The sequence below is a fragment of the Methylophilus sp. TWE2 genome (assembly GCF_001183865.1).
In the GTDB taxonomy this organism is placed as follows: Bacteria; Pseudomonadota; Gammaproteobacteria; order Burkholderiales; family Methylophilaceae; genus Methylophilus.
The window spans coordinates 2,859,730-2,879,010 of the sequence record NZ_CP012020.1 but is presented as its reverse complement, the minus strand read 5'-3'; the positions used below and the strand labels follow the sequence as shown (position 1 = coordinate 2,879,010).

General features: G+C 52.9%; 17 protein-coding genes. 5 read left to right on the top strand and 12 right to left on the bottom strand.

Translation table 11 applies throughout. The annotated features are described in order from the left end of the window. Positions 1-81: 81 nt before the first annotated feature. Genes ACJ67_RS13580 through ACJ67_RS13555 form a run of 6 tightly spaced genes read right to left on the bottom strand, consistent with a single transcriptional unit; the run spans position 82 to position 7,550 of the window. On the bottom strand, positions 82-636 hold the full coding sequence (locus ACJ67_RS13580; RefSeq protein WP_049639528.1) for an isochorismatase family protein: 555 nt from the start codon (positions 634-636) through the stop codon (positions 82-84). A gap of 4 nt (positions 637-640) precedes the next feature. After that, positions 641-1,987: a TolC family outer membrane protein gene (locus ACJ67_RS13575; RefSeq protein WP_049639527.1), complete on the bottom strand. Its 1,347-nt coding sequence runs from the start codon at positions 1,985-1,987 to the stop codon at positions 641-643. A gap of 11 nt (positions 1,988-1,998) precedes the next feature. Then, on the bottom strand, positions 1,999-2,655 hold the full coding sequence (locus ACJ67_RS13570) for a protein-L-isoaspartate O-methyltransferase (RefSeq protein ID WP_049639526.1): 657 nt from the start codon (positions 2,653-2,655) through the stop codon (positions 1,999-2,001). 35 nt (positions 2,656-2,690) lie between these two features. Then, complete coding sequence (locus ACJ67_RS13565; RefSeq protein WP_049639525.1) at positions 2,691-5,840, bottom strand: efflux RND transporter permease subunit; 3,150 nt, start codon at positions 5,838-5,840, stop codon at positions 2,691-2,693. Further along, positions 5,840-6,919, bottom strand: a complete 1,080-nt coding sequence (locus ACJ67_RS13560; RefSeq protein WP_049639524.1) for an efflux RND transporter periplasmic adaptor subunit — start codon at positions 6,917-6,919, stop codon at positions 5,840-5,842. The genes ACJ67_RS13565 and ACJ67_RS13560 overlap by 1 nt, the downstream gene beginning before the upstream one ends. Then, the gene (locus ACJ67_RS13555; protein ID WP_049639523.1) at positions 6,912-7,550 is read right to left on the bottom strand and encodes a TetR/AcrR family transcriptional regulator; all 639 of its coding nucleotides are present in this window, start codon (positions 7,548-7,550) and stop codon (positions 6,912-6,914) included. The genes ACJ67_RS13560 and ACJ67_RS13555 overlap by 8 nt, the downstream gene beginning before the upstream one ends. A 248-nt stretch (positions 7,551-7,798) precedes the next feature. On the opposite strand from ACJ67_RS13555, the gene ACJ67_RS13550 reads away from it, so the two are divergent. Further along, a complete protein-coding gene (locus ACJ67_RS13550; RefSeq protein ID WP_049639522.1) occupies positions 7,799-8,203 on the top strand; it encodes a DoxX family protein in 405 nt (134 codons plus the stop codon). 24 nt (positions 8,204-8,227) lie between these two features. On the opposite strand, the gene ACJ67_RS13545 is transcribed toward ACJ67_RS13550, so the two are convergent. After that, a complete protein-coding gene (locus ACJ67_RS13545) occupies positions 8,228-9,109 on the bottom strand; it encodes a LysR family transcriptional regulator (RefSeq protein ID WP_231587192.1) in 882 nt (293 codons plus the stop codon). 150 nt (positions 9,110-9,259) lie between these two features. Here ACJ67_RS13545 and ACJ67_RS13540 point away from each other — a divergent pair, with 150 nt between their 5' ends. Together ACJ67_RS13540 and ACJ67_RS13535 are read left to right on the top strand one after the other, a co-directional pair. Beyond that, positions 9,260-9,649, top strand: a complete 390-nt coding sequence (locus ACJ67_RS13540) for a DoxX family protein (protein ID WP_049639520.1) — start codon at positions 9,260-9,262, stop codon at positions 9,647-9,649. 15 nt (positions 9,650-9,664) lie between these two features. Continuing rightward, positions 9,665-10,435 (top strand): class III extradiol ring-cleavage dioxygenase, encoded by a 771-nt coding sequence (locus ACJ67_RS13535; protein ID WP_049639519.1) that lies wholly within the window; start codon positions 9,665-9,667, stop codon positions 10,433-10,435. 15 nt (positions 10,436-10,450) lie between these two features. Here ACJ67_RS13535 and ACJ67_RS13530 read toward each other — a convergent pair whose 3' ends face one another. Together ACJ67_RS13530 and ACJ67_RS13525 are read right to left on the bottom strand one after the other, a co-directional pair. Next, the gene (locus ACJ67_RS13530; protein WP_049639518.1) at positions 10,451-11,806 is read right to left on the bottom strand and encodes a sigma-54 dependent transcriptional regulator; all 1,356 of its coding nucleotides are present in this window, start codon (positions 11,804-11,806) and stop codon (positions 10,451-10,453) included. A gap of 17 nt (positions 11,807-11,823) precedes the next feature. After that, positions 11,824-13,452 (bottom strand): sensor histidine kinase, encoded by a 1,629-nt coding sequence (locus ACJ67_RS13525; protein WP_049639517.1) that lies wholly within the window; start codon positions 13,450-13,452, stop codon positions 11,824-11,826. Positions 13,453-13,545: 93 nt separating this feature from the next. Here ACJ67_RS13525 and ACJ67_RS13520 point away from each other — a divergent pair, with 93 nt between their 5' ends. Then, complete coding sequence (locus ACJ67_RS13520) at positions 13,546-14,568, top strand: hypothetical protein (protein ID WP_049639516.1); 1,023 nt, start codon at positions 13,546-13,548, stop codon at positions 14,566-14,568. After that, positions 14,568-15,056: a hypothetical protein gene (locus ACJ67_RS13515; protein WP_049639515.1), complete on the top strand. Its 489-nt coding sequence runs from the start codon at positions 14,568-14,570 to the stop codon at positions 15,054-15,056. Before ACJ67_RS13520 ends, ACJ67_RS13515 begins: the two co-directional genes overlap by 1 nt. Here the strand turns inward: ACJ67_RS13515 and ACJ67_RS13510 are convergent. The 3 genes from ACJ67_RS13510 to cptA are packed head-to-tail and all read right to left on the bottom strand — an operon-like array spanning position 15,030 to position 19,263. Then, on the bottom strand, positions 15,030-16,844 hold the full coding sequence (locus ACJ67_RS13510; RefSeq protein ID WP_049639514.1) for a phosphoethanolamine transferase: 1,815 nt from the start codon (positions 16,842-16,844) through the stop codon (positions 15,030-15,032). The genes ACJ67_RS13515 and ACJ67_RS13510 overlap by 27 nt on opposite strands. Continuing rightward, positions 16,841-17,587, bottom strand: a complete 747-nt coding sequence (locus ACJ67_RS13505) for a phosphatase PAP2 family protein (RefSeq protein ID WP_049639964.1) — start codon at positions 17,585-17,587, stop codon at positions 16,841-16,843. The genes ACJ67_RS13510 and ACJ67_RS13505 overlap by 4 nt, the downstream gene beginning before the upstream one ends. Next, a complete protein-coding gene (cptA, locus tag ACJ67_RS13500) occupies positions 17,557-19,263 on the bottom strand; it encodes a phosphoethanolamine transferase CptA (protein ID WP_049639513.1) in 1,707 nt (568 codons plus the stop codon). The genes ACJ67_RS13505 and cptA overlap by 31 nt, the downstream gene beginning before the upstream one ends. Positions 19,264-19,281: the final 18 nt, after the last annotated feature.

Genomic DNA, 19,281 nt, shown 5'->3' with positions numbered 1-19,281 from the left:
CAAATTTTGCGGTAATTGTGTAGGCTAATTACCGCATGAGGGAATTCTAGCCACTCAATAAAACATGAATGCGGTGATGTCTTACCGAATCAGCGCCGACACTGCCTTGAATTGCGCATGTGTCGCACCTTGCATGGGTTCAAATAGCATAGATTCGGTATTGGTGATGATGCAACCTGCGCTCCGCATTCTGGCTATAGCGTTGTTACGGTTGGCTTCTGTGCGTGAAATCACGGCGTCTTCTACCACAAATACTTGCTTGCCCGCGGCCAGTGCATCCTGTGCGGTTTGCAGCACGCAAATATGGGTCTCCAGCCCGAACAGCACCACTTGTGGGGCGACGCTGACGGAGGATTCCTGAAAAGCAGATTCGTGCCAGGCTGAGAAAGCAAGTTTGGGAATGCGCGGGGTATAGTCTGGCAATAGTGTTTGCAGCTCAGGCAGGGTGTCGCCAAGCTTTTCCGGATATTGTTCAGTGACCCAGAGCGGGATATTCAGGAGCTGTGCGCCTTGAATCAGGCGCTGGATGTTTTTGATCACATTGGCCATGGCCTCAGGTGGCATCACGTCACAGAGGCGGGTTTGTACGTCAATTAACATCCAAACGGCGTCTGTGCTGGCGATGGCTGGCTTCATGGGCTTATCTCTTGGCGAGTTGCTGGTCGATGTCTTGCAAGTCGGCCTCAGAGACGATGCCGCTGGCCGTTTTTAGGCGGATGATATTCACCAGGTAGTTATAGCGGGCCTGCAACAGGTCGCGGTTGGCGCTGAAATACTGTTGTTGGGCATTGAGCACATCTACGCTGGTGCGCACGCCCACTTCGTAGCCGAGTTTCGTTGAATCAAGCTGGCTCTGGCTGCTCTTGAGCGCTTGTTCCAGGGCTTTTACCTGCGCAATGCTGGTACTCAGGTTGAGGTAGGCGCGCTGGGTTTCAAGTGAGGTCTGGCGCAAGGCGTTTTGCAAGTCATCCAGCGCTCTCTGGCGGTTATAAGCGGCCTGGCGCACGCGCGAGCTGACCGCGCCGCCCTGGTATAGCGGCATGGAAAGTTCTACGCCTATGGTGGCGTTGGTCAGGTCACCACCAAAGCCGTTTTGGCCACCGTTGGAATAACTGTCGAGGTAGCTGGCGACTGCGTCCAGGGTCGGGTAGTGCCCGGCACGAGCGATTTCGATGTCTTTTTCGCTGACTTGTACCGTTTCCTGCTGAATCTGGATATTGAGGTTGCTCTGATTGGCAACCTCTTGCCACTCCTGAATAGACTTCAGGCTAGGCGTAATTTGAATGTCTTCGCGCACGGAGGCCAAATGGTCGGGCAATTTGCCGGTGATTGCCTGCAGGGTGCGCTTGGCAATTTCCATCTCGTTTAACGCGGAGAGTTCTTGTGCGACCACCAGATCGTAGCGTGCTTGGGCTTCATTGACGTCGGTGATGGTTGCAGTGCCCACTTCAAAGGTGGCTTTGGCTTGTTGCAACTGGCTCAGGATGGCTTTTTTCTGTGCATCGATCAAGGTAATGCGGTCTTGCGCCAGCAACACGTCAAAGTAGGCTTGCGTTGTGCGCAACATCAAGTTTTGTTGTGCAAGATGATATTGCTTGTCGGCAATGCTGACCTGTACTTTGCTTTGATCGATTCTCTCCAGGTTTTCCTTGCGGAAAATCGGTTGCCTGGCCTCAAACCGGGATTGGTAACCTTCAAAGTTATTGCGACCACCGCGTAAGGGGTTCTGCGTACCGATGATTTTGAGGTCGGTTTGGCTAGCGGTAGCGCCCGCGGTTAAATTGACCACCGGGCGGTAGCCTGCTTTCGCCTGTTCTATGATCTCTTGCGCCGCCTGGTTGGCACTGCCGGCTGAGGCCAGTACCGGGTCATTGGCCTTGGCTTCCTGATAAATGTCGATCAGGCTTTGTGAGGCAGCCCAGCTGGCATGGGGTAACCACAGGCAGCTGGCAAGGGCAATTAACCGGGATAGACGCATGAGTGGCATGGTACGGCGTTTTAAAATGAGAAAGCTTGTGCTTGAGTGGCGTTTTGCATTTCTGTCAGGCAGGTTTCAAACAGCACATCCTGCTTGTAACTATGCTCGGCAAGACGCTGGATCAATGTTGCCTGCATCACAGGTGTCTGGCCCAGGACAATCAGCATGCGGCCACCGATGCTCAACTGGTAGCGTACACCTTCAGGTTCAATCGGGCTGGAGGCTGTGAACACAATGGCATCGTACGGGGCTTGTGACTCATACCCATTGTGGCCATCAAGTTCAATCACTTGCACATTCTTTATGCCCTGCTTGGTCAGGTTTTGCGTTGCCATGGCACACAGCTCAGGGAAGATTTCCAGCGCGGTGACTTGCGCACAGTGTTGCGCCATCAATGCGGCCAGGTAACCACTGCCTGCGCCGATCAGCAGCACTTTGTCTTTGGCTTGCAATTGCAGGGCCTGTAAAAAGCGGCCTTCAATTTTCGGGCTCAGCATTTGCTGGCCCTGCGCGAGCGGGATTTCAATATCGGCAAACGCCAGGCCGCGGTAAGCTTCTGGCACAAAGGCTTCGCGTGGCATGTTGTTCAAAGTGGCCAGTACCTGTGGGTCCAGCACCTCCCAGGTGCGGATTTGTTGCTCAATCATGTTAAAACGTGCGGTTGCCTGATCTGTCATGTCTTGAATCCCAGTTTGATTATTGATAAACCCTATTATAGTTTATTGCGCCTGGATTGCATGAACCTGGCTGTGAATCCTTCCCAGAAGGTATACAGTGCCGGTACAAACAAAATCGTCAGGATGGTCGCCACCGCCAGCCCGCCCATGATCGCCACCGCCATGGGGCCGAAAAACACGCTGCGCGTGAGCGGGATCATGGCCAGAATTGCTGCGGCGGCAGTTAATACAATCGGCCGGAAGCGGCGTACGGTGGATTGTACGACCGCTTGCTCAAGCGAAGCGCCTTCGGCGATATCCTGCTTGATCTGGTCAACCAGGATGACGGAGTTGCGCATGATCATGCCTGACAGCGCAATGCTGCCCAGCATGGCGACAAAGCCAAATGGCATGTTGAAGATCAGCAGGGCAAAGGTAATGCCTATCATGCCCAATGGCGCGGTCAGGACGACCAGGAGCACATTTGAAATACTGCGCAGTTGCAGCATCAACAGCGTAAAGACCGCGGCTAAAAACAGCGGCACCCCTTTGGCAACCGAGGAAGCCCCTTTGGCGGACTCTTCAATCGCGCCGCCGGTTTCTACCGTGACGCCTGCTGGAAGCTGTTGAAGGATGGGCTGTATGGCTTGCTGTATTTGTGTTGAGACCACCGGTGCCTGCATATTGCCACGCAAGTGCGCGCGCACGGTGAGTGACGGCACGCGGTTACGGCGCCAGATCACGCCTTCTTCAAAGCCGTAGTGAATATTGGCGATCTGTGCCAGCGGCACACGCTCACCACGCTGGCTTAATACCGTCAGCTGGGCCAGTTGCGAGAGTTTGGTGTGCTCTTCTTGCGTGCTACGCATGACCAGATCTATGCGTTCGTTACCCTCCCTGAACTCGCTCACTACTTGCTCAAAATATTGGGTATTCAGCAATTGGGCGATGTCTGGCGAGCTGACGCCCAGCAGTCTGGCTTTATGCTGGTCGATATCGACGTGAATGACTTTGCTCGGTTCTTCCCAGCCCAGTTGTACATTGCGCAGGTTGGGGTTGGCGCGCATGGCATCGGCAATCTTGTGCGCGACCTCCCGGATGGCCTGCAGATTTTGTCCGTCAACTCGGAACTGCACCGGGAAACCTACAGGCGGCCCGTTTTCCAGGCGAAGTACTGAAGCGCGTAATTGTGGAAAGTCATGTTCAAACAGCGTGAGCAGGTCATTGCGCAGGGCTTCGCGCTGTTCCAGATTGTTGGTCAGGATCACCAATTGCCCGAAAGCTCTATGTGGCAGTTGTACATCCAGTGGCAGGTAATAACGCGGTGCGCCGGAGCCAACATAAGACACCACGTTTTGCAGCGCGCCATGTGATCGTTGCCATCCTTGTAGCCATTGCTCCAGTTTTTTGACGGCGGTTTCTGTGGACTGGTCACTGGCATTCTCGGCCAGGCGCAGGTCGACGATAATTTCCAGCCGGGTGGAATCTGGGAAAAACTGTTGTTGTACCTTGCCAAAGCTGAGCATCGCCACGACAAACAAGGCAATGGTGGCAATGATCACACTGCCTTTGTATTGTACGCACCAGGCAACGGTGCTTTGCAGCCGACGGTAAAAAGAGGTCTCGTAAATTGACACATGGTTGTGAGCGCTTGCTTCGCTGTGATGGGTCTTGGCATCTGGCAGTAAATGGTAGCCCAGAAAAGGAATCACAATCACGGCGGCGACCCAGGAAAGGGAGAGTGCGATGGCTGAGACCTGGAAAATGGAGCGTGTGTATTCACCGGTGGAAGACACCGCTGTGGCAATGGGCAGGAAGCCTGCCACCGTGACCAGGGTGCCAGTCAGCATGGGCATGGCGGTGGAAGTGAATGCAAATGATGCAGCCTGCATGCGCTCCCAGCCTTGTTCCATTTTGGCAGCCATCATTTCCACGGCAATAATGGCATCATCCACCAGCAAGCCGAGGGCGAGGATCAGGGCGCCCAGCGAGATTTTGTGCAGGCCGATATCCAGCCAGTCCATGAGCAGGAAGGTGCCTGCCAGCACGATGGGAATAGCCACTGCCACAACAATACCGGTGCGCCAGCCCAGCGACAGCAGGCTCACTGCCAGCACAATAATGAGTGCCTCGGACAGTGATCGGACAAAGTCCTGCACGGAGTGCTGCACAATGTCGGGCTGGGAGGTGACCAGTTGCAGATTGACGCCTACCGGGAGCTGTTTTTGTACGCTGGTGATGGTTTGCTGCATGGCTTTGCCCAGCGCAATCACATCGCCGCCTTGTTGCATGCTGACACCGATCAGCAAGGCGGACTGGCCGTTAAAGTGGATGCGCTGCGCGGGTGGGTTGGCGTAGCCGCGTTTGATGGTTGCAATCTCCCCCAAGGTCAGGTTCTGGTTACCAGCCCGGATGGGAAACTGACGTAACTCCTCCAGCGTTTGTAAGCGGCCACTCACATCCAGCCGGATTCTTTCCGGGCCTGCATCAAATGTTCCGGAGCCGATGACGCTGTTTTGCTGTTGCAGCATTTGCGCCAGCTGGGCAGGGCTGATGCCTAATGACGTTAGTTTCTGGTTAGAGAGTTCAATAATGATTTTTTGTGGCTGCTCGCCAAACAGATCCACTTTTTCAACGTCCGGCAATTTGAGCAGGCGGGCGCGTACCCATTCGGCCTGACGTTTCAATTGTTGCGGATTGAGGCCATCGGCCGTGATGGCGTACATGGTGCCATACACATCACTGAATTCGTCGTTAAAGGTCAGGCTTTGCAGGTCACTGGGGAAGGTATGCCGGATATCACCTATTTTTTTGCGTACCTGGTACCACAATTCGGGGATTTTCTCTGAAAAAGTATTATCGCGGATGACAATAAACACCACCGATTCACCGGGACGGGAATAACTGCTGGTGTAGTCAATGGAGGGGATTTCCTGCAGCTTTTTTTCGATTTTGTCCGTGACTTGCTGCTCGACTTCTTGTGCCGATGCACCTGGCCAACTGCTGCGTATCAGCATGACTTTAAAAGTAAATGGCGGGTCTTCGGATTGCCCCAGGTGCGTGTAGGCAAACACGCCGGCCAATAAGGTCAGGATAATAAAATACAGCACCAGTGCCTGGTTTTTGAGCGCCCAGGTGGAGAGGTTGAAACGCTGCGTCTCCTGAGCATTCTTATCATGGCCTGGCATATGTTGTGGTTCGCTCATTAACGCAGCACCTCAGGCCCTGGTGTGACGGGTTTTACTGGCATGCCTTCGGTCAGTGTGTGTACGCCTATGGTGGCAATCGTCTCCTGCGGCTGTAAACCGCTGGTGATTTCGATGCCGTTTTCTGTCAATGCACCTGTCGTTACCTGGCGTACATGTGCTTTTTGTTGCGCGTCTATGATCCAGACGCTGGCGTGCCCGTCTTGCTGTGTGACTGCCGTCGCGGGCACGATAAGTGACTGTGCAGAATGTTGTTGTGCAAAGCTCACTTGCGCAGTCATGCCTAATTTCATTTGCTGGTCAGCATCCAGTAGCTGAATGCGCAGGTCAAAGGCGTGGGTCTGGCTATTGGCTGCTGGCGAGATTTCACGTATGCGGCCTTGATAGCTTTGCGGCAGGTCATTGAGGGTAATGCGGGCGATATCGCCCACGTGAAGGCTGTCTATCCGGGACTCCGGAACTGCAATCAGAACCTCCAGGGTTTGCAGGTCATAAATTTGGGCGATGGTTTGCCCGGCAGACACCACCTGCCCAGGCTCGGCCTGGATCATGCCTATGACACCTGATCTATCAGCGACTAATTGTGTATAACCAGTTTGATGCAGGCTGACAGCCGCCTGTGATCTGGCTTGCTCGAGACGGGCCTGCGTGGTCTTGACCTGGGTTTCGTAGCTATCCAGTGCGGATTTTGAAATGAATTGTTGCCGGTATAGCTGCTGGCGGCGTTCCAGTTCTGCCTGTGCGAGCGCCAGGTTGGCTTGGGCAGTTTGCACCTCGGCCTGTGCCGCCTGGGCATTGAGCCGTGTGTCATTGGGGTCGAGCTGGGCAATGAGCTGGCCTTTTTTCACCAGGTCGCCCACGTTGACCGCACGTGAAATAATTTTGCCGCCAATACGGAAGCCAATATTGGATTCATAACGGGATTTGACTTCACCGGTATAGCTGGCGGCGACCAGTCCGCCTGCTTCACCGACGCTCATCACCCAGACAGGGCGTGGGGCAGGTGGGGCTTCGGTCGGCTGGTGACAGGCGCTGACCATGACGGCCAGGCACAAGCTGCTAATGACAGTCTTATTCATGCTGAGCTTCTTTCATTAATCCATGCATACACATCTCCACCATGGCCTGAAGGCGCGCCTCCAGGGACCGCCAGTTGATCCAGGCATCCTCTGCGAGGTTGATTTGCAGGGCGCACAAGCCATGCATGGCCGCCCAGACGGTCTGGGCGATGAGCACAGGATCGGTCAGGGATGGTTTGAACACGCCAGCATGCCAGGCGCTTGTGACCACGCCTATCAATTGTGCATAAGCGTCCTGTTCGGGATTGTCCTGCTCTATGCTGGAAAATGCCGGGTCGCATGGAGGATGCGGGGTCATAAACATCATGCGGTAGTGATTCGGGTTGGTGAGCGCAAACTGCACATAATGCTGCCCAAATTGTAAAAAACGCTGTAGTGGATCGCTGATATCCAATGTTGATTTTAAAGACTGCGCCAATTTGATGACGTCGGCATCTACCACGGCCCGGATCAGTTGCTCTTTGTCGCCGAAGTAAAGGTAAAGACTCGTCGCCGAGTACCCGACACGCTGAGCCACGGCACGCATGGTCACGGCTTCTACCCCTTGATGAATAAAAAGCTCCCTGGCCGCGTCCATAATGGCGGTGCGCACAGCTTGTTTTTCAACGTCGGATTTGACCTTTGGGGGCATTCAACACCATCATTTATTTAAATAACGTAGTTAAGTTAACACCGTTATTTTTAAATGTCAAATCATGCTGGCATTTCTTCACAGAATGGTGCAGAGTAACAAATGTGATACACCGGTGGTCAGAATTGGGGCTGAGTTGCTGGGTAAGTGAAAACGGCATGAATCTGTCACCGGCATGCATCATACCGAGGTTTTCTCGCCCGTGAGGTGAGAGACAGCGCGTTCAATAACGACAAGGAGCGATCAGTATGAATGTACGGCAGCGTTGGGTCAGTTTTCTGGGGCGTGTTTTGTTATCCCTGATTTTCATTATTAGCGGCATTGCCAAGGTCATGGATCCTGCTGGGACCATCGCCTATATCGAAAGTGCGCACTTGCCGTTACCGCAGGTGGCTTATGTGGTTGCACTCATCGTAGAGCTTGGGCTGGGTCTGGCGCTGCTGGTCGGCTTCAAGGCACAACTGGCAGCAGCCGGGATCTCGTTATTTACCTTTGTGACGGCGTTAATGTTTCATAGCAACATGGCCGATCCGGTCCAGGTCATTATGTTTCTCAAAAACATCACCATCATCGGCGGTTTGCTGGTCGTGATTGCCTTTGGTCCTGGCGGTTATAGCGTGGATGGCGGTAAGCGGGTGTTGCTGGTTGAATAACACGTTGGCAACACAGCCGGCTGTTCAGGACTGCGCAGGCTGGAACCAGTTTCGCAGGTGCTCGATCAGCGCCAGGGTGTTGGCAGACACCTGCTTATGATAGGGATACATGGCGTAAATTCCTCCCTGTTGCATGACGAATTCTGCCAACACTTCCACCAGGCGCCCGCTGTGCAAATCATCCAGCACATAAAAGGCGGGTAATCCTGTAATGCCCAGGCCAGCCAGGGCAGCCTCACGTAATACCTCACCATGGTTGGATCTTAGCTTGGCATGAATCGGAATGCGGTGTATCTGGTCGTGATCGCTAAACACCCATTCGCTGGCGCGGTGTGTCAGGCAGGCATGCTTTGCCAGTGCCTGGGGCGTTTCCGGTATGCCATTGCGTGCAATGTATTCCGGACTGCAACAAAAGCGCAAAGCGGCATCTTCGAGTTTGCGCGCCACCATGCCTTCTTCAGGTTGATCGGTCACCCGAATGACCATGTCATAGCTTTCACTAATCATGTCCACATGCCGGTTGTCTGCATCGAGCCAGATATCCACATGCGGGTGTTGCTGCATAAACGCCGTCAGGGCTGGGGCTAGCCTCAGGTTGGCGTAAGAGAGCGGAACAGAGAGTTTGAGTAAGCCGCGTAACTCATCCGAGCGGTTGCTGATTTCCAGTTCTGCATCATGGATGGCTTGTAATATCTGTTGTGCACGCTGGAAAAATAGCTTGCCTGTTTCGGTAGGGGACAGTTTGCGGGTTGTCCGTAAAAGTAACCGTGCCCCAAGTCGCGCTTCCAGCGCGATAATACGGCGGCTCACCAGCTGTTTGGAGATCCCCAACGCATGAGCGGCACTGGTGAAGTTGCCATGCTTGACCACTTCAACAAAAAACTGCATTTCTTCGATAGATGCCATTGATTGTCAACCTGTATGAGACAGTTTTACCATAATTGGCATGATTATCATTGTTTTGTTTTAGTTATACAATGCCTCATCAGCTGAAAAGCCTCAGGGAGTGATGCCAGGCTGATATGGCATCTCACAACATACTTACAGGAGCATCACATGAACGCATTTCAATCCGCCGCCAGCGCCGCTGGTCGTATTTTGTTATCACTGATTTTTATACTGAGTGGTGTAGGGAAAGTGGCCAATCCGGCCGGGACCATCGGCTACATTCAAAGTGTGGGTGCGCCCTTGCCAGAAGTGGCCTATGCCATTGCGGTGTTTGTCGAACTGGTATTAGGGATCGCCTTGCTGGTGGGTTTTAAAGCGCGCTGGGCTGCAGCAGGCATTGCGGTGTTTACCATTGCAGCAGCTTTTTTGTTCCACAACAATATGGCTGATCAAATGCAACAAATCATGTTCCTGAAAAACTTCACCATTGCCGGTGGTCTATTGATGGTCGTTGCGTTTGGTGCGGGTGCGTTCAGCGTGGATAACCGTCGCCGTTAATTGGATTAGCCGGCAATGACGACCCTGTTTGTTTCGCATGGCGCGCCTACGTTGGCCCTGGAGCCCGGGAACACCGGGCGTGTGCTGGCGGACATCGCCGCCAGCTTTCCGCAGCCGGATGCTATCCTGGTGGTGTCAGCGCATTGGGATACGCGGGTGCCGGCCGTGAGTTTGGCCAGCCAGCCGGAAACCATCCATGATTTTGCCGGATTTCCTCGGGCCTTGTATGCGCAACAATATCCGGCGCCTGGTGCACCGCAGCTGGCGCAGCATGTGGCTGCATTATTGCAGTCACATGAGATCCCTGTGCAAATACATCCCCAGCGCGGGCTGGATCATGGGGCATGGGTGCCACTGATGCTGATGTATCCAGAGGCAGGTATACCGGTCACGCAATTGTCGATACAAAGCCGCAGTTCGCCTGCCCAGCAATTTGCGATGGGACAGGCCCTGCAAACATTACATGCGCAAAACGTGTTGATTCTCGCTTCTGGGGCGATTACGCATAATTTGGCAGATTTTTTTACCGGCGACCGCGATGCGGCGCCATTATCTTATGTCACCGCATTTGCAGACTGGATCGCAGCGCGCATTCAAGCGCAACAATGGAAAAGCCTGCTCAATTACCGGGCAGAGTGCTCACGGGGGAAGCAGGCGCACCCAACAGAAGATCATTTGATGCCCTTATTTGTGGCTGCAGGTAGCGGCAAGGGGACGGTCGTGCGCTTTACCCCAGAAAATACCTACGGCATCCTGGCGATGGATGCTTATTTGTGGGCGGCATAAGGTGGTTGGGAGGCTCTAGCGTAAATCGTACTGGTTTAATTTGTTCCAAAGTGAGCGCTCGCTGATTTCAAGCAGCTTGGCAGCCTTGGTTTTATTGCCCTGGCAAGCGTCCAGTGCCTGTAAGATCAGGCGGCGCTCTATGGCTTCTGTGGCACGCGGAATAGATAAGTCATTATTGTCGGAGTTGTCACTGTTTGTGTTTGCGCCAGAGACTGTAATTTGCTGCGAAATATCTGCGGGTAAATGCTGCGGCTGTATGGTTTGATTGCCAGCCAGGATGGCAGCCCGTTCCAGAATATTTTCCAATTCCCGCACATTTCCTGGCCAGCGATATTCTTGCAGGCATAGACGCGCACTCTCACTGAGTTTGGTTTGACGCTTCACAAGAAAATAATCGGCCAGCAAGCTCACGTCCTGCCCGCGCTCACGCAGTGGCGGCACCTGAAGCTGTATGACATTGAGACGGTAGTAGAGGTCTTCACGTAACTTGCCTTCCTTGACCGCTTGCATGGGGTCACGGTTGGTCGCGGCCACCACACGTACATCCAGCGCAATCTGCCGGTTGCCACCCAGTTTTTCAATGACATTTTCCTGTAACACGCGCAGCAATTTGGATTGCAACTGAATGGGCATTTCAGTGATTTCGTCCAGGAACAATGTGCCACCATTAGCGAGCTCGAATTTCCCAACACGCTCTTTGACGGCGCCGGTAAAAGCCCCCTTTTCATGACCGAACAGTTCGGATTCCAGGATGTCCGCCGGAATCGCCGCGCAGTTGACGGCGACAAACAATGCTGACTTGCGTGTGGAAGCCTCATGCAGTGCTTTGGCAACCAGCTCTTTACCTGTCCCGGTTTCACCGACAATGAATACGGTAGCCCGCTCAGGCGCTACTTGCTGAATCATCTGTTTTAATGTTTGCATGGGCGGGCTATTGCCCACCAGGCTGGTGACATCGGGTTGCTGGGTTTCCTTGAAAAAAGTGTTTTCCTGGGTGATGCGTTTGAGGGTCAGGGCTTTATCAATCGCCACTTCCAGCGTTTCCAGTTCAAACGGGCGCAAAATATAATCGCTGGCCCCCAGCTTCATGGCCTCTACTGCCGTTTTGATCTCGCCCTGCGCAGTGACCATGATGAACGGCAGGTGTTCATATTCCTTGCGCAGGGTTTCCAGCAATTGCAGACCGTTCATGCCCGGCATATGCAAGTCACTGACGACCAGGTCTATCTGCTGCTGCTGGATCATCTCCAGCGCTTCACGACCATGGCTGGCTGACAGGGCGCGGTAACCCGCCTGGCGCAAGCTGATTTCCAGCAGTCGCCGCATATTGGGCTCATCATCAACGGCAAGAATAGTAATGGGGGCTGACATGGTGTTAGGCTCGGACGCTAGGCACTCTCAAATGGAAGGGCAAGGTTGAATTGGGCGCCTTGCCATGGGCTACTACTATAAGAGATTGTACCACCATGGGCTTCGACGATTTGTTTGACCACCGCCAACCCCAGCCCGACACCGCCTGCGCGTTGGGTGAAAAAGGCTTCAAATAAATGGCCTTGTTGGGCAGGTGGCACCCCGGGGCCATTATCTGCCACCGACAGATAGGCATACTGTGCATCTCGTGTCAGGGAAATGACCACCTGGCCATACTCGGGCAATATCTGGATGGCATTGATGATCAGGTTGACCATGACCTGTGTCATCTGGTCCTGATCTACGGCGATAGTGACGGGGACCGGCGCGTCCAATGACAGCTGTATGTGTTTATCCTGTGCCTGCTTTTGCAGCATATCGCATACATGTTGCAAGTGCGACTGCAGCTCGAGAGGTGTTTTGCTTGGTGCCCGCGGCCTGGCCGAATCAATCAATGTCGTGACCAGTTTATTCAGGCGCTCGGTCTCGGAAATAATGAATCCCAGCACTTCGCGGCCATCTTCACTCAGCGCGGGTTCACGCTTCAACACATCCGCGGACGAACGCATGATGCCTAACGGTGTGCGTACCTCATGGCTCATGGCCGCAGCCATTTCACCGACCACGGCCAGTTTGGCGGCACGCGTTAATTGCTGCTCTGAAGCTTCCAGCTCTGCGGCCATTTGAGTAAAAGCCTGGTGCAGGGATTGCACTTCAGAGGGGCCGCTCAGCGGGGGTGGCACTGCATCAGGCTGTCTCAGTTTCTTGACGAACTGAGTCAGCGCTTCCAACGGCTGGGTAATGCGCTTGGCAATCGGCCTGACCAACACCATAGAAAGTATCAGCATCAGTACCAGCAGGCTCAGGAAAATGATCCCTAAGCGATGCACGGGCGCAACGGCGACATCATGTTCCTTGTTCAGCTTTACCTCCCAGCCATGCACCAGGAATGCATTTTCAAGCGGCACATGGGTATGCAGGCTGGGTCGGGATTCAGACCAATTATTTGATTGTGCCAGCAAACGTTTATTTTCATCTACCAGTGCCAGTTCGGTGGCATGTTGCGAAGCATGGTTGAGCAAGTCTCGAATCACGGACCAGTTAAAGGTCGCTACCAGGTGGCCTATGGGTTGCAAGGTAATGCTGGAGATGATGGGAGCGGAGATCATGAGTTGATCATTTTGCAGGTGGTACACCGTGATCGGCTGCCCGTTATCCGTAAACGAAAACCAGACCGTAGGACTGGTCAGGCGCTGACTGATACGCGGAGGGTTGCTGGAGGCCACAATCACCGACTGCAGATCGATGACATCGATAGCAATATATTGAGCGGCATAACTATTGCGGGTTTCATGGAGGAAAACAGACAGGCGCTTGTCGATATCGCCAATCAACATGTCCTGCATGATGGCCAGTTGACTCCAGCTTCTCACGTTTTGCACACGTTCGTACAATATGCGGTCTATGTGCTCTGCCACCGCTTTTCCGGTGGTTTGCAGGTCATGCTTGATTTCTGTTCGCAAGGCAATCCGTGCCTGGTAGAAACTCAACACACTGACCAGCAATGCGGGTAACAGTCCTGACAGTAAAAATGCAATCAGTAGCATTTTCCTTATGGATAAAGGTGCGTGTTGGGGCATGGAATATGAGAAAATGCAGGCTTTACTTATGTAAGTTTCTTATTTAACCGGAAAGTATGTATGGCTAACATTTTACTGCGTTGTGTACTCAGTGTAATCAGCCTGTGTCTGCTGTGCAAGTCGCTGATGGCAGAAGAGGACGCATCTTTCTGGCAAGGATTTCGAGTCGGTGGATATTCCAGTATTGATCTGCGTATTCCCAGGACTGAAACAACGCAGCTGAAATGGAATGAGTTGAGCATGATAGTGACCTGGGATCAGGGCACGCGACTCAAATTTTTCAGTGAGCTTGAACTGGAAAACCCACTGAGTTATAACCGTCACCAGGGCTTGCACAGCAAAGAAAGCTATATTCACTTTGAGCGTTTCTATTTTGATTACAACCTGAACGATAAAACCAATGTACGTGCTGGCCGCTTCCTGACACCGATCGGACGCTGGAACCAACTGCATGCCCCGCCTTTGGTATGGACCACCAGTCGGCCACTGGCGACGACAGAACTGTTTCCCTATGCGTTGAACGGCTTGATGGTGTTCGGCAATATCCCGTTTGAGTCTCGTTCTCTGGAATACCAGCTGTATGCCGAAGGCGTGAAAAGTGACCGCAAGGAGCGCGATGAGACCACCTATCGGGATGTGAATGGCGGGCGGCTGGCCATCAATAATCTGTTCAATTTCACCAGTGAAAATGCAGGCCTGAATACGATAGGCCTCAATGTTTCTTCTTTTCAGGAGCGCTTCACTGGCTCTCCCAGTTATCGCTTGATTGGCCTCGACTTTTTGCTTGAGTTTGACCGCTGGGAAATTACGGGTGAGGTGTACAGCCGGAATACCGCCCAGGGCAAGGATGCTGGTAGCGGTGGGTATTTGCAGAGTGCTTATTTGCTCAAGGACGAGTGGTACCTGATTAATCGCCTGGAAAACCTGCATATGCCGGACCGTCCCAATGCCGAGCGCTGGATGGTCGGCTTGACCAAGCGACTCAAGCCTAACCAGTTGCTCAAGTTTGAGTTTGTTGGCGGTAGCGGCGAGTATGAAGATGTGCCGCGTGGTTTTGCCACCTCTTTTGCGGTGATGTTTTAATGCGTAAGCTGTTGATCTCATCTTTATCCTGGGTGCTGCTGCTCTGGTCAAGCATGGTTAGCGCAGAGGAGCCGGTGATTGCCGTAATTGTATCGGCACAGCCTGCCTACACTGTGTCGGTGGCCACCAGTGATCTGGCCTCCGTTTACTGGCGCAAGAAGCTATATGACAATCAGGGCAAACCGTTACATCCAGCCAATTTGTCCAGCGATCACCCCCTGCGCCTGCGCTTCTCACAACAGATATTGCATAGTAGTCCCAGGTCGCAAGTCGGTTACTGGAATGAGCAGTATTTCCACGGCATCCAGCCGCCGTATACCGTGGAATCACAAGAGGCGATGATTCGCTATGTTGCTTACACCGAGAGCGCAATTGGTTACATTGATGCGTGCAAGCTCGATGAGCGGGTGAAACCGGTGATATGGATCACCGCCAATAAAATTTTGGGTGAGCCGCCCAGTTTACGTTGCAGCGCTGCTACGCCTTAATGCGGCATTTTTTATCGCTTCTATTCTGCTTGCCGCATCCGTCGCTGGTGGTTGATCCCGTTCCGGGTGTAGATTCTGGACGGGCCGCGCATGACTAAGGATATCAGCCGGTGCAAGTGGTCGCTCCACTTTGGAGGCTAGCGGTGGCAGCTTGAGTTCAGCACGTACATCCGGATTTGCCACTAGCCAGTTGTAATGCGAGTTGCAAGTGCTGGATTTGAGCTCATACGCCGTCAGCAGGGTACAGAACACATCATCATGGCTCAGCGGATAGTTCTGGTAAGGCCGGATCTGGTCAATCGAATAGTCAAATTGTTTGCCCAGCCACAAAATAGCGGGTACATGCGTCTGCTCTTTAGGCGCAATCATGTAGGGCGCCGCATGCAGGTAAATGCCGTGTTCCCCTAGCGATTCGCCGTGATCAGCCACATACAACATGGCGGTCTCATGACTGTGATCATATCGTTTCAGTAGTTGGATGACTTCACTCAGGAAGTAATCGGTATATAAAATGGCGTTGTCATACGCGTTATCGATTTCTTGCTGGCTGCATTTGGATAAATCGCTGTTGCGACACACTGGCGTGAATTTTTCAAACGCTTTCGGGTAACGACGGTAATATTCCGGCCCATGATTGCCCATCTGGTGTAATACGATCATGATGTCTTGCCCGGGGTGCGCCTGAATATACTCATCCAGCCCCTTCAGCATACCTACATCCCTGCATTCGGTATCGCAGACGGTATTCTGTGCCGGTGATTGAAAGTCCTGGTAAGCCATACGCGTTGCTACGCCTTTTGAATCCGAATTGTTGTCCCGCCACAGCACGCTGATATTGTGCTCTTTCAACACATCCAGCGCATTTTCCATATGCTTGGCTTTTTTTGCTGAATATTGCGCTCTGCCTAGCACTGAAAACATGCACGGTACCGACACACCGGTCGAAGTGCCACAAGAGGTGACTTGTTTGAAACTCACTACATCCTCCTGCTGTAGACGCGGGTTAGTCAGTTTATGGTAACCGTTCAGCGAAAAGCGGTCGTAGCGTGCCGTTTCACCGACCACCATGATCACCAGTTCGTGTTTGTTGTTACCCCCAACCCTTTGCGTGTCAGTGGCGACCTGCTCCAGCGCCTGGCTTTCCGGAATACTGAGATGCTGGTTAGTCCACTTAATCAGTGAGTAATGCATAAAGCTTGGGTTGGCATACATGCGTGCCAGTTTATGTTCACGGATAAAACTGGCATAGCCGGCAGAGTAGGGCCATACGCAAGTGACCATCAGCACAAGTAATAGGCCCAAATGCGCAGCGCGGATGCGCAGGCTGTCGCGCTTAAACCAGCTGTCTGGCGCTTTAAACAACAGCCATAACGCAGGCAACACACCAAACGCTGTGACAAAGACGATCATCTGCCATGAAAGCAGGCCAAATGCTTCCTTGCTGTCGGTCTGGAAAAGGTTGTCCAGCATCACTGTATCAATAATGATGCCAAACTCCTGCATATAAAAGCCAGCAAACGCGCTGCTGAATACCACCAATGCCAGTAGCCAGCGCGCACTACGTCCATGGCTGATCAACAGTAGCCAGAGTGCCGTCACCAGCGTGAAAAAGAGCAGCAGGCTGATCAGCAATCCGCTTTGCCCTTCGAGTGGCGGGTAGAGCTGGGTCAGATGCGAAACCAGGGCAGCATTGTCGAATAGCATCAACCACAGCGTCACGCCCCAGATCAACAGTATCTGTGGTGTGAAAAGGTGGTTGAAGATCACGGATAGGGAGAGTTTTTTCATGAAGTGTGCTTCTTTGAATCGTGAAAAATGGTCTTTAAATAGGGATGATGGGCAAGGCCGTTGCTGGAAAATGACAGTACGCATAACAGCAAGGCGCACATCAGCCACAGTGAGGTCAGTGTGTGCGAGAGAAAGTGGGCGCCACGTAGTTGCTGGCACCAGCCGAGTGCGAAGCCGACAGCGAGTCCTGCAATGGCAACCAGCAGCGCTTTGCGCGGGTGTTGTGGTAACCAGCACAGGCACAGCGCTGAAAGCCATAAGCCACTGCTGGCGTGCCCTGCCGGGAAGCAATGCCCGGCCATTGCCGGTGCATGTGCTGAAAAAGCAGGAAACCAGGGTAACGTGCCACCGTAACGATCAATATCCCACGGACAGGCATGTGGCATCTGGTGCTTGAGCCAAGACACCAGGCCGCTATGCATCACCGCCAGGGCGGTGACCCAGCGTAAGCGGTATTGCTGCTCCGCGGACCACCAGTGTGGTCGCCAACGCCACGGGATCCATGCCAGTACCACTAGTGCTAGCCAGACAGCGGCGAGCAGATTTTTGGCATAGTCGTGCATGATGGTGGCGAATAAGAATGTATGCCTTTCAGTAAAGTAGCCGCGGTTGAAGTCGAACATGCCATCCGCTACTAATAAATCCACTGTGGTGTAATTGCCGATGATAAAAATCATCAGTGCACTCAACACCAGCCACAACCATAACCAGGTTAGTTGTTTGTAGTTAAGCCAGCGTTCCATGTGGCGACCTCACTGTCAGGAAAATGTTTTGTGCCTGGCAAGGTTTGCAATTTGCCGAGATGAGGGTCACCCACCAGGATGCTGTCCGGCAAGAATTGGGCATTGACGATGCTCTCATCCGGGCGGAAGCCATCGAATGACAGGCCTACCAGGTCGGCCAGGGTATAAATCAAATCGGCATTGTCGTATTGCCCATGTGTATCTACATTTGCCAGTACTTGTTTGGCGTTGAACCAGTTGTCCGAATGCCAGACGATGAGCGGTATGCTGTACATGGGCAACGTCGGTGCAGCTTCATTACGGCCCTGGAAGTCGTGTGGTGCAGTGTCATACACATCTTCACCATGGTCAGAAAAGTACACCAGCAAGCTGTGCTGTTGTTTGGCCTTCAGCGCCGAGATGAGTTGGCCCATGATCCAGTCGTTGTAGCGGATGGCGTTGTCATAACTGTTAATCAACGCGATTTTTTCCTTATCCAGGCCAGTCGATGGCAATCCTTGAGCGGTTTTAAACACATCAAACTTTTCAGGATAACGGTAGCTGTACTTCATATGTGTGCCTAACAGATGCACGATGATCAGCTTCTTTGGATGCGGGTCATCCAGACTTTCAGCAAACGGGTCCAATACCTTTTCATCAAAGCTGTAGGCGTTCTGTCGGCGTTCGTTATTCAGGAAGTATTGCTTGTCAGCCTGTTTGGCGAACGTGGTCAGCATGGTGTTACGCCCGGTAAGGGTTTGCTGATTGGTGATCCAGGTGGTGTGGTAACCAGCCTGTTTCATCATGGCCACCAGTGAAGGCTTAGTCTTGTACTCGTCAGGATGCCGCTGGTCGGCAAAGGTCAACACCTGTTGCAGGCTTTCAATAGTGTTTGGGCGAGACGAATATACATTGTCGAATACCGTCAGCTCGTGCCTGATTTTACTCAACTCGGGGTTGGTATCCCGGCCGTATCCATACAAACTCATATGCAGGCGCGAGGTGGATTCGCCTATCACCAATACCACGGTGGTTGGCCCAGGTTTGGCTTGCTCTGATAATTGCGATAGCGGCGGAATCCGGTTCATCGTCAGCAGGGTCTGGTTCACCTCATCCAGTTGCTGCTGGTAATTCATGTATCCCAACGCCAGTTGAAACGGAGGAACACCGCTAAAGTGTTTGTTAAAACTTTTGTAGGCGTAAAACCACTGACCGTGAACCATATGTTTCAACGGCGAGGCAAACGCGACAAAGAGCACCAATAAGGTATAAACCGTGGCTTTGGTTTTAGAGAGCGTGGCAGGTTGCAGCGTGCGCCAGTAAGCCATGGTGATGGCGATAAAGGACAGCAGGGCTAATAAAATCCACCAGGAAAAATAATTGTGCAGGTATTCCTTGGATTCACTTTGGTTGGACTCAAACAAAATCATCATCAAGCTCTGCGTGAGCTCTTGACGGTAGACCAGGAAGTAAGCCAAACCGGGCAGCGCGGATACCCCTAGCATCAGGGCAATCAAGGCGCTCAACGTACGCAAGCGTTGCGGTTGCCACCACAGCGGAATTAACCATAAGCTCGTTACCAGCATGGCATCCTTGAATCCTTCGAGAGAGGCGGCGCCGAATAACCAGAGTAAAGCTTGTGTCACCCCGCCTAATAGTAAGAACAGCCCGTAGGCACGCAGGAATGGATGCTTCAAAACGACTTCCCTTATTTT

Bases quoted from the DNA above. Each gene is read 5' to 3' on its own strand.
- ACJ67_RS13580 (WP_049639528.1), bottom strand. From the start codon at position 636: ATGAAGCCAGCCATCGCCAGCACAGACGCCGTTTGGATGTTAATTGAC.
- ACJ67_RS13575 (WP_049639527.1), bottom strand. From the start codon at position 1,987: ATGCCACTCATGCGTCTATCCCGGTTAATTGCCCTTGCCAGCTGCCTG.
- ACJ67_RS13570 (WP_049639526.1), bottom strand. From the start codon at position 2,655: ATGACAGATCAGGCAACCGCACGTTTTAACATGATTGAGCAACAAATC.
- ACJ67_RS13565 (WP_049639525.1), bottom strand. From the start codon at position 5,840: ATGAGCGAACCACAACATATGCCAGGCCATGATAAGAATGCTCAGGAG.
- ACJ67_RS13560 (WP_049639524.1), bottom strand. From the start codon at position 6,919: ATGAATAAGACTGTCATTAGCAGCTTGTGCCTGGCCGTCATGGTCAGC.
- ACJ67_RS13555 (WP_049639523.1), bottom strand. From the start codon at position 7,550: ATGCCCCCAAAGGTCAAATCCGACGTTGAAAAACAAGCTGTGCGCACC.
- ACJ67_RS13550 (WP_049639522.1), top strand. From the start codon at position 7,799: ATGAATGTACGGCAGCGTTGGGTCAGTTTTCTGGGGCGTGTTTTGTTA.
- ACJ67_RS13545 (WP_231587192.1), bottom strand. From the start codon at position 9,109: ATGGCATCTATCGAAGAAATGCAGTTTTTTGTTGAAGTGGTCAAGCAT.
- ACJ67_RS13540 (WP_049639520.1), top strand. From the start codon at position 9,260: ATGAACGCATTTCAATCCGCCGCCAGCGCCGCTGGTCGTATTTTGTTA.
- ACJ67_RS13535 (WP_049639519.1), top strand. From the start codon at position 9,665: ATGACGACCCTGTTTGTTTCGCATGGCGCGCCTACGTTGGCCCTGGAG.
- ACJ67_RS13530 (WP_049639518.1), bottom strand. From the start codon at position 11,806: ATGTCAGCCCCCATTACTATTCTTGCCGTTGATGATGAGCCCAATATG.
- ACJ67_RS13525 (WP_049639517.1), bottom strand. From the start codon at position 13,452: ATGCTACTGATTGCATTTTTACTGTCAGGACTGTTACCCGCATTGCTG.
- ACJ67_RS13520 (WP_049639516.1), top strand. From the start codon at position 13,546: ATGGCTAACATTTTACTGCGTTGTGTACTCAGTGTAATCAGCCTGTGT.
- ACJ67_RS13515 (WP_049639515.1), top strand. From the start codon at position 14,568: ATGCGTAAGCTGTTGATCTCATCTTTATCCTGGGTGCTGCTGCTCTGG.
- ACJ67_RS13510 (WP_049639514.1), bottom strand. From the start codon at position 16,844: ATGAAAAAACTCTCCCTATCCGTGATCTTCAACCACCTTTTCACACCA.
- ACJ67_RS13505 (WP_049639964.1), bottom strand. From the start codon at position 17,587: ATGGAACGCTGGCTTAACTACAAACAACTAACCTGGTTATGGTTGTGG.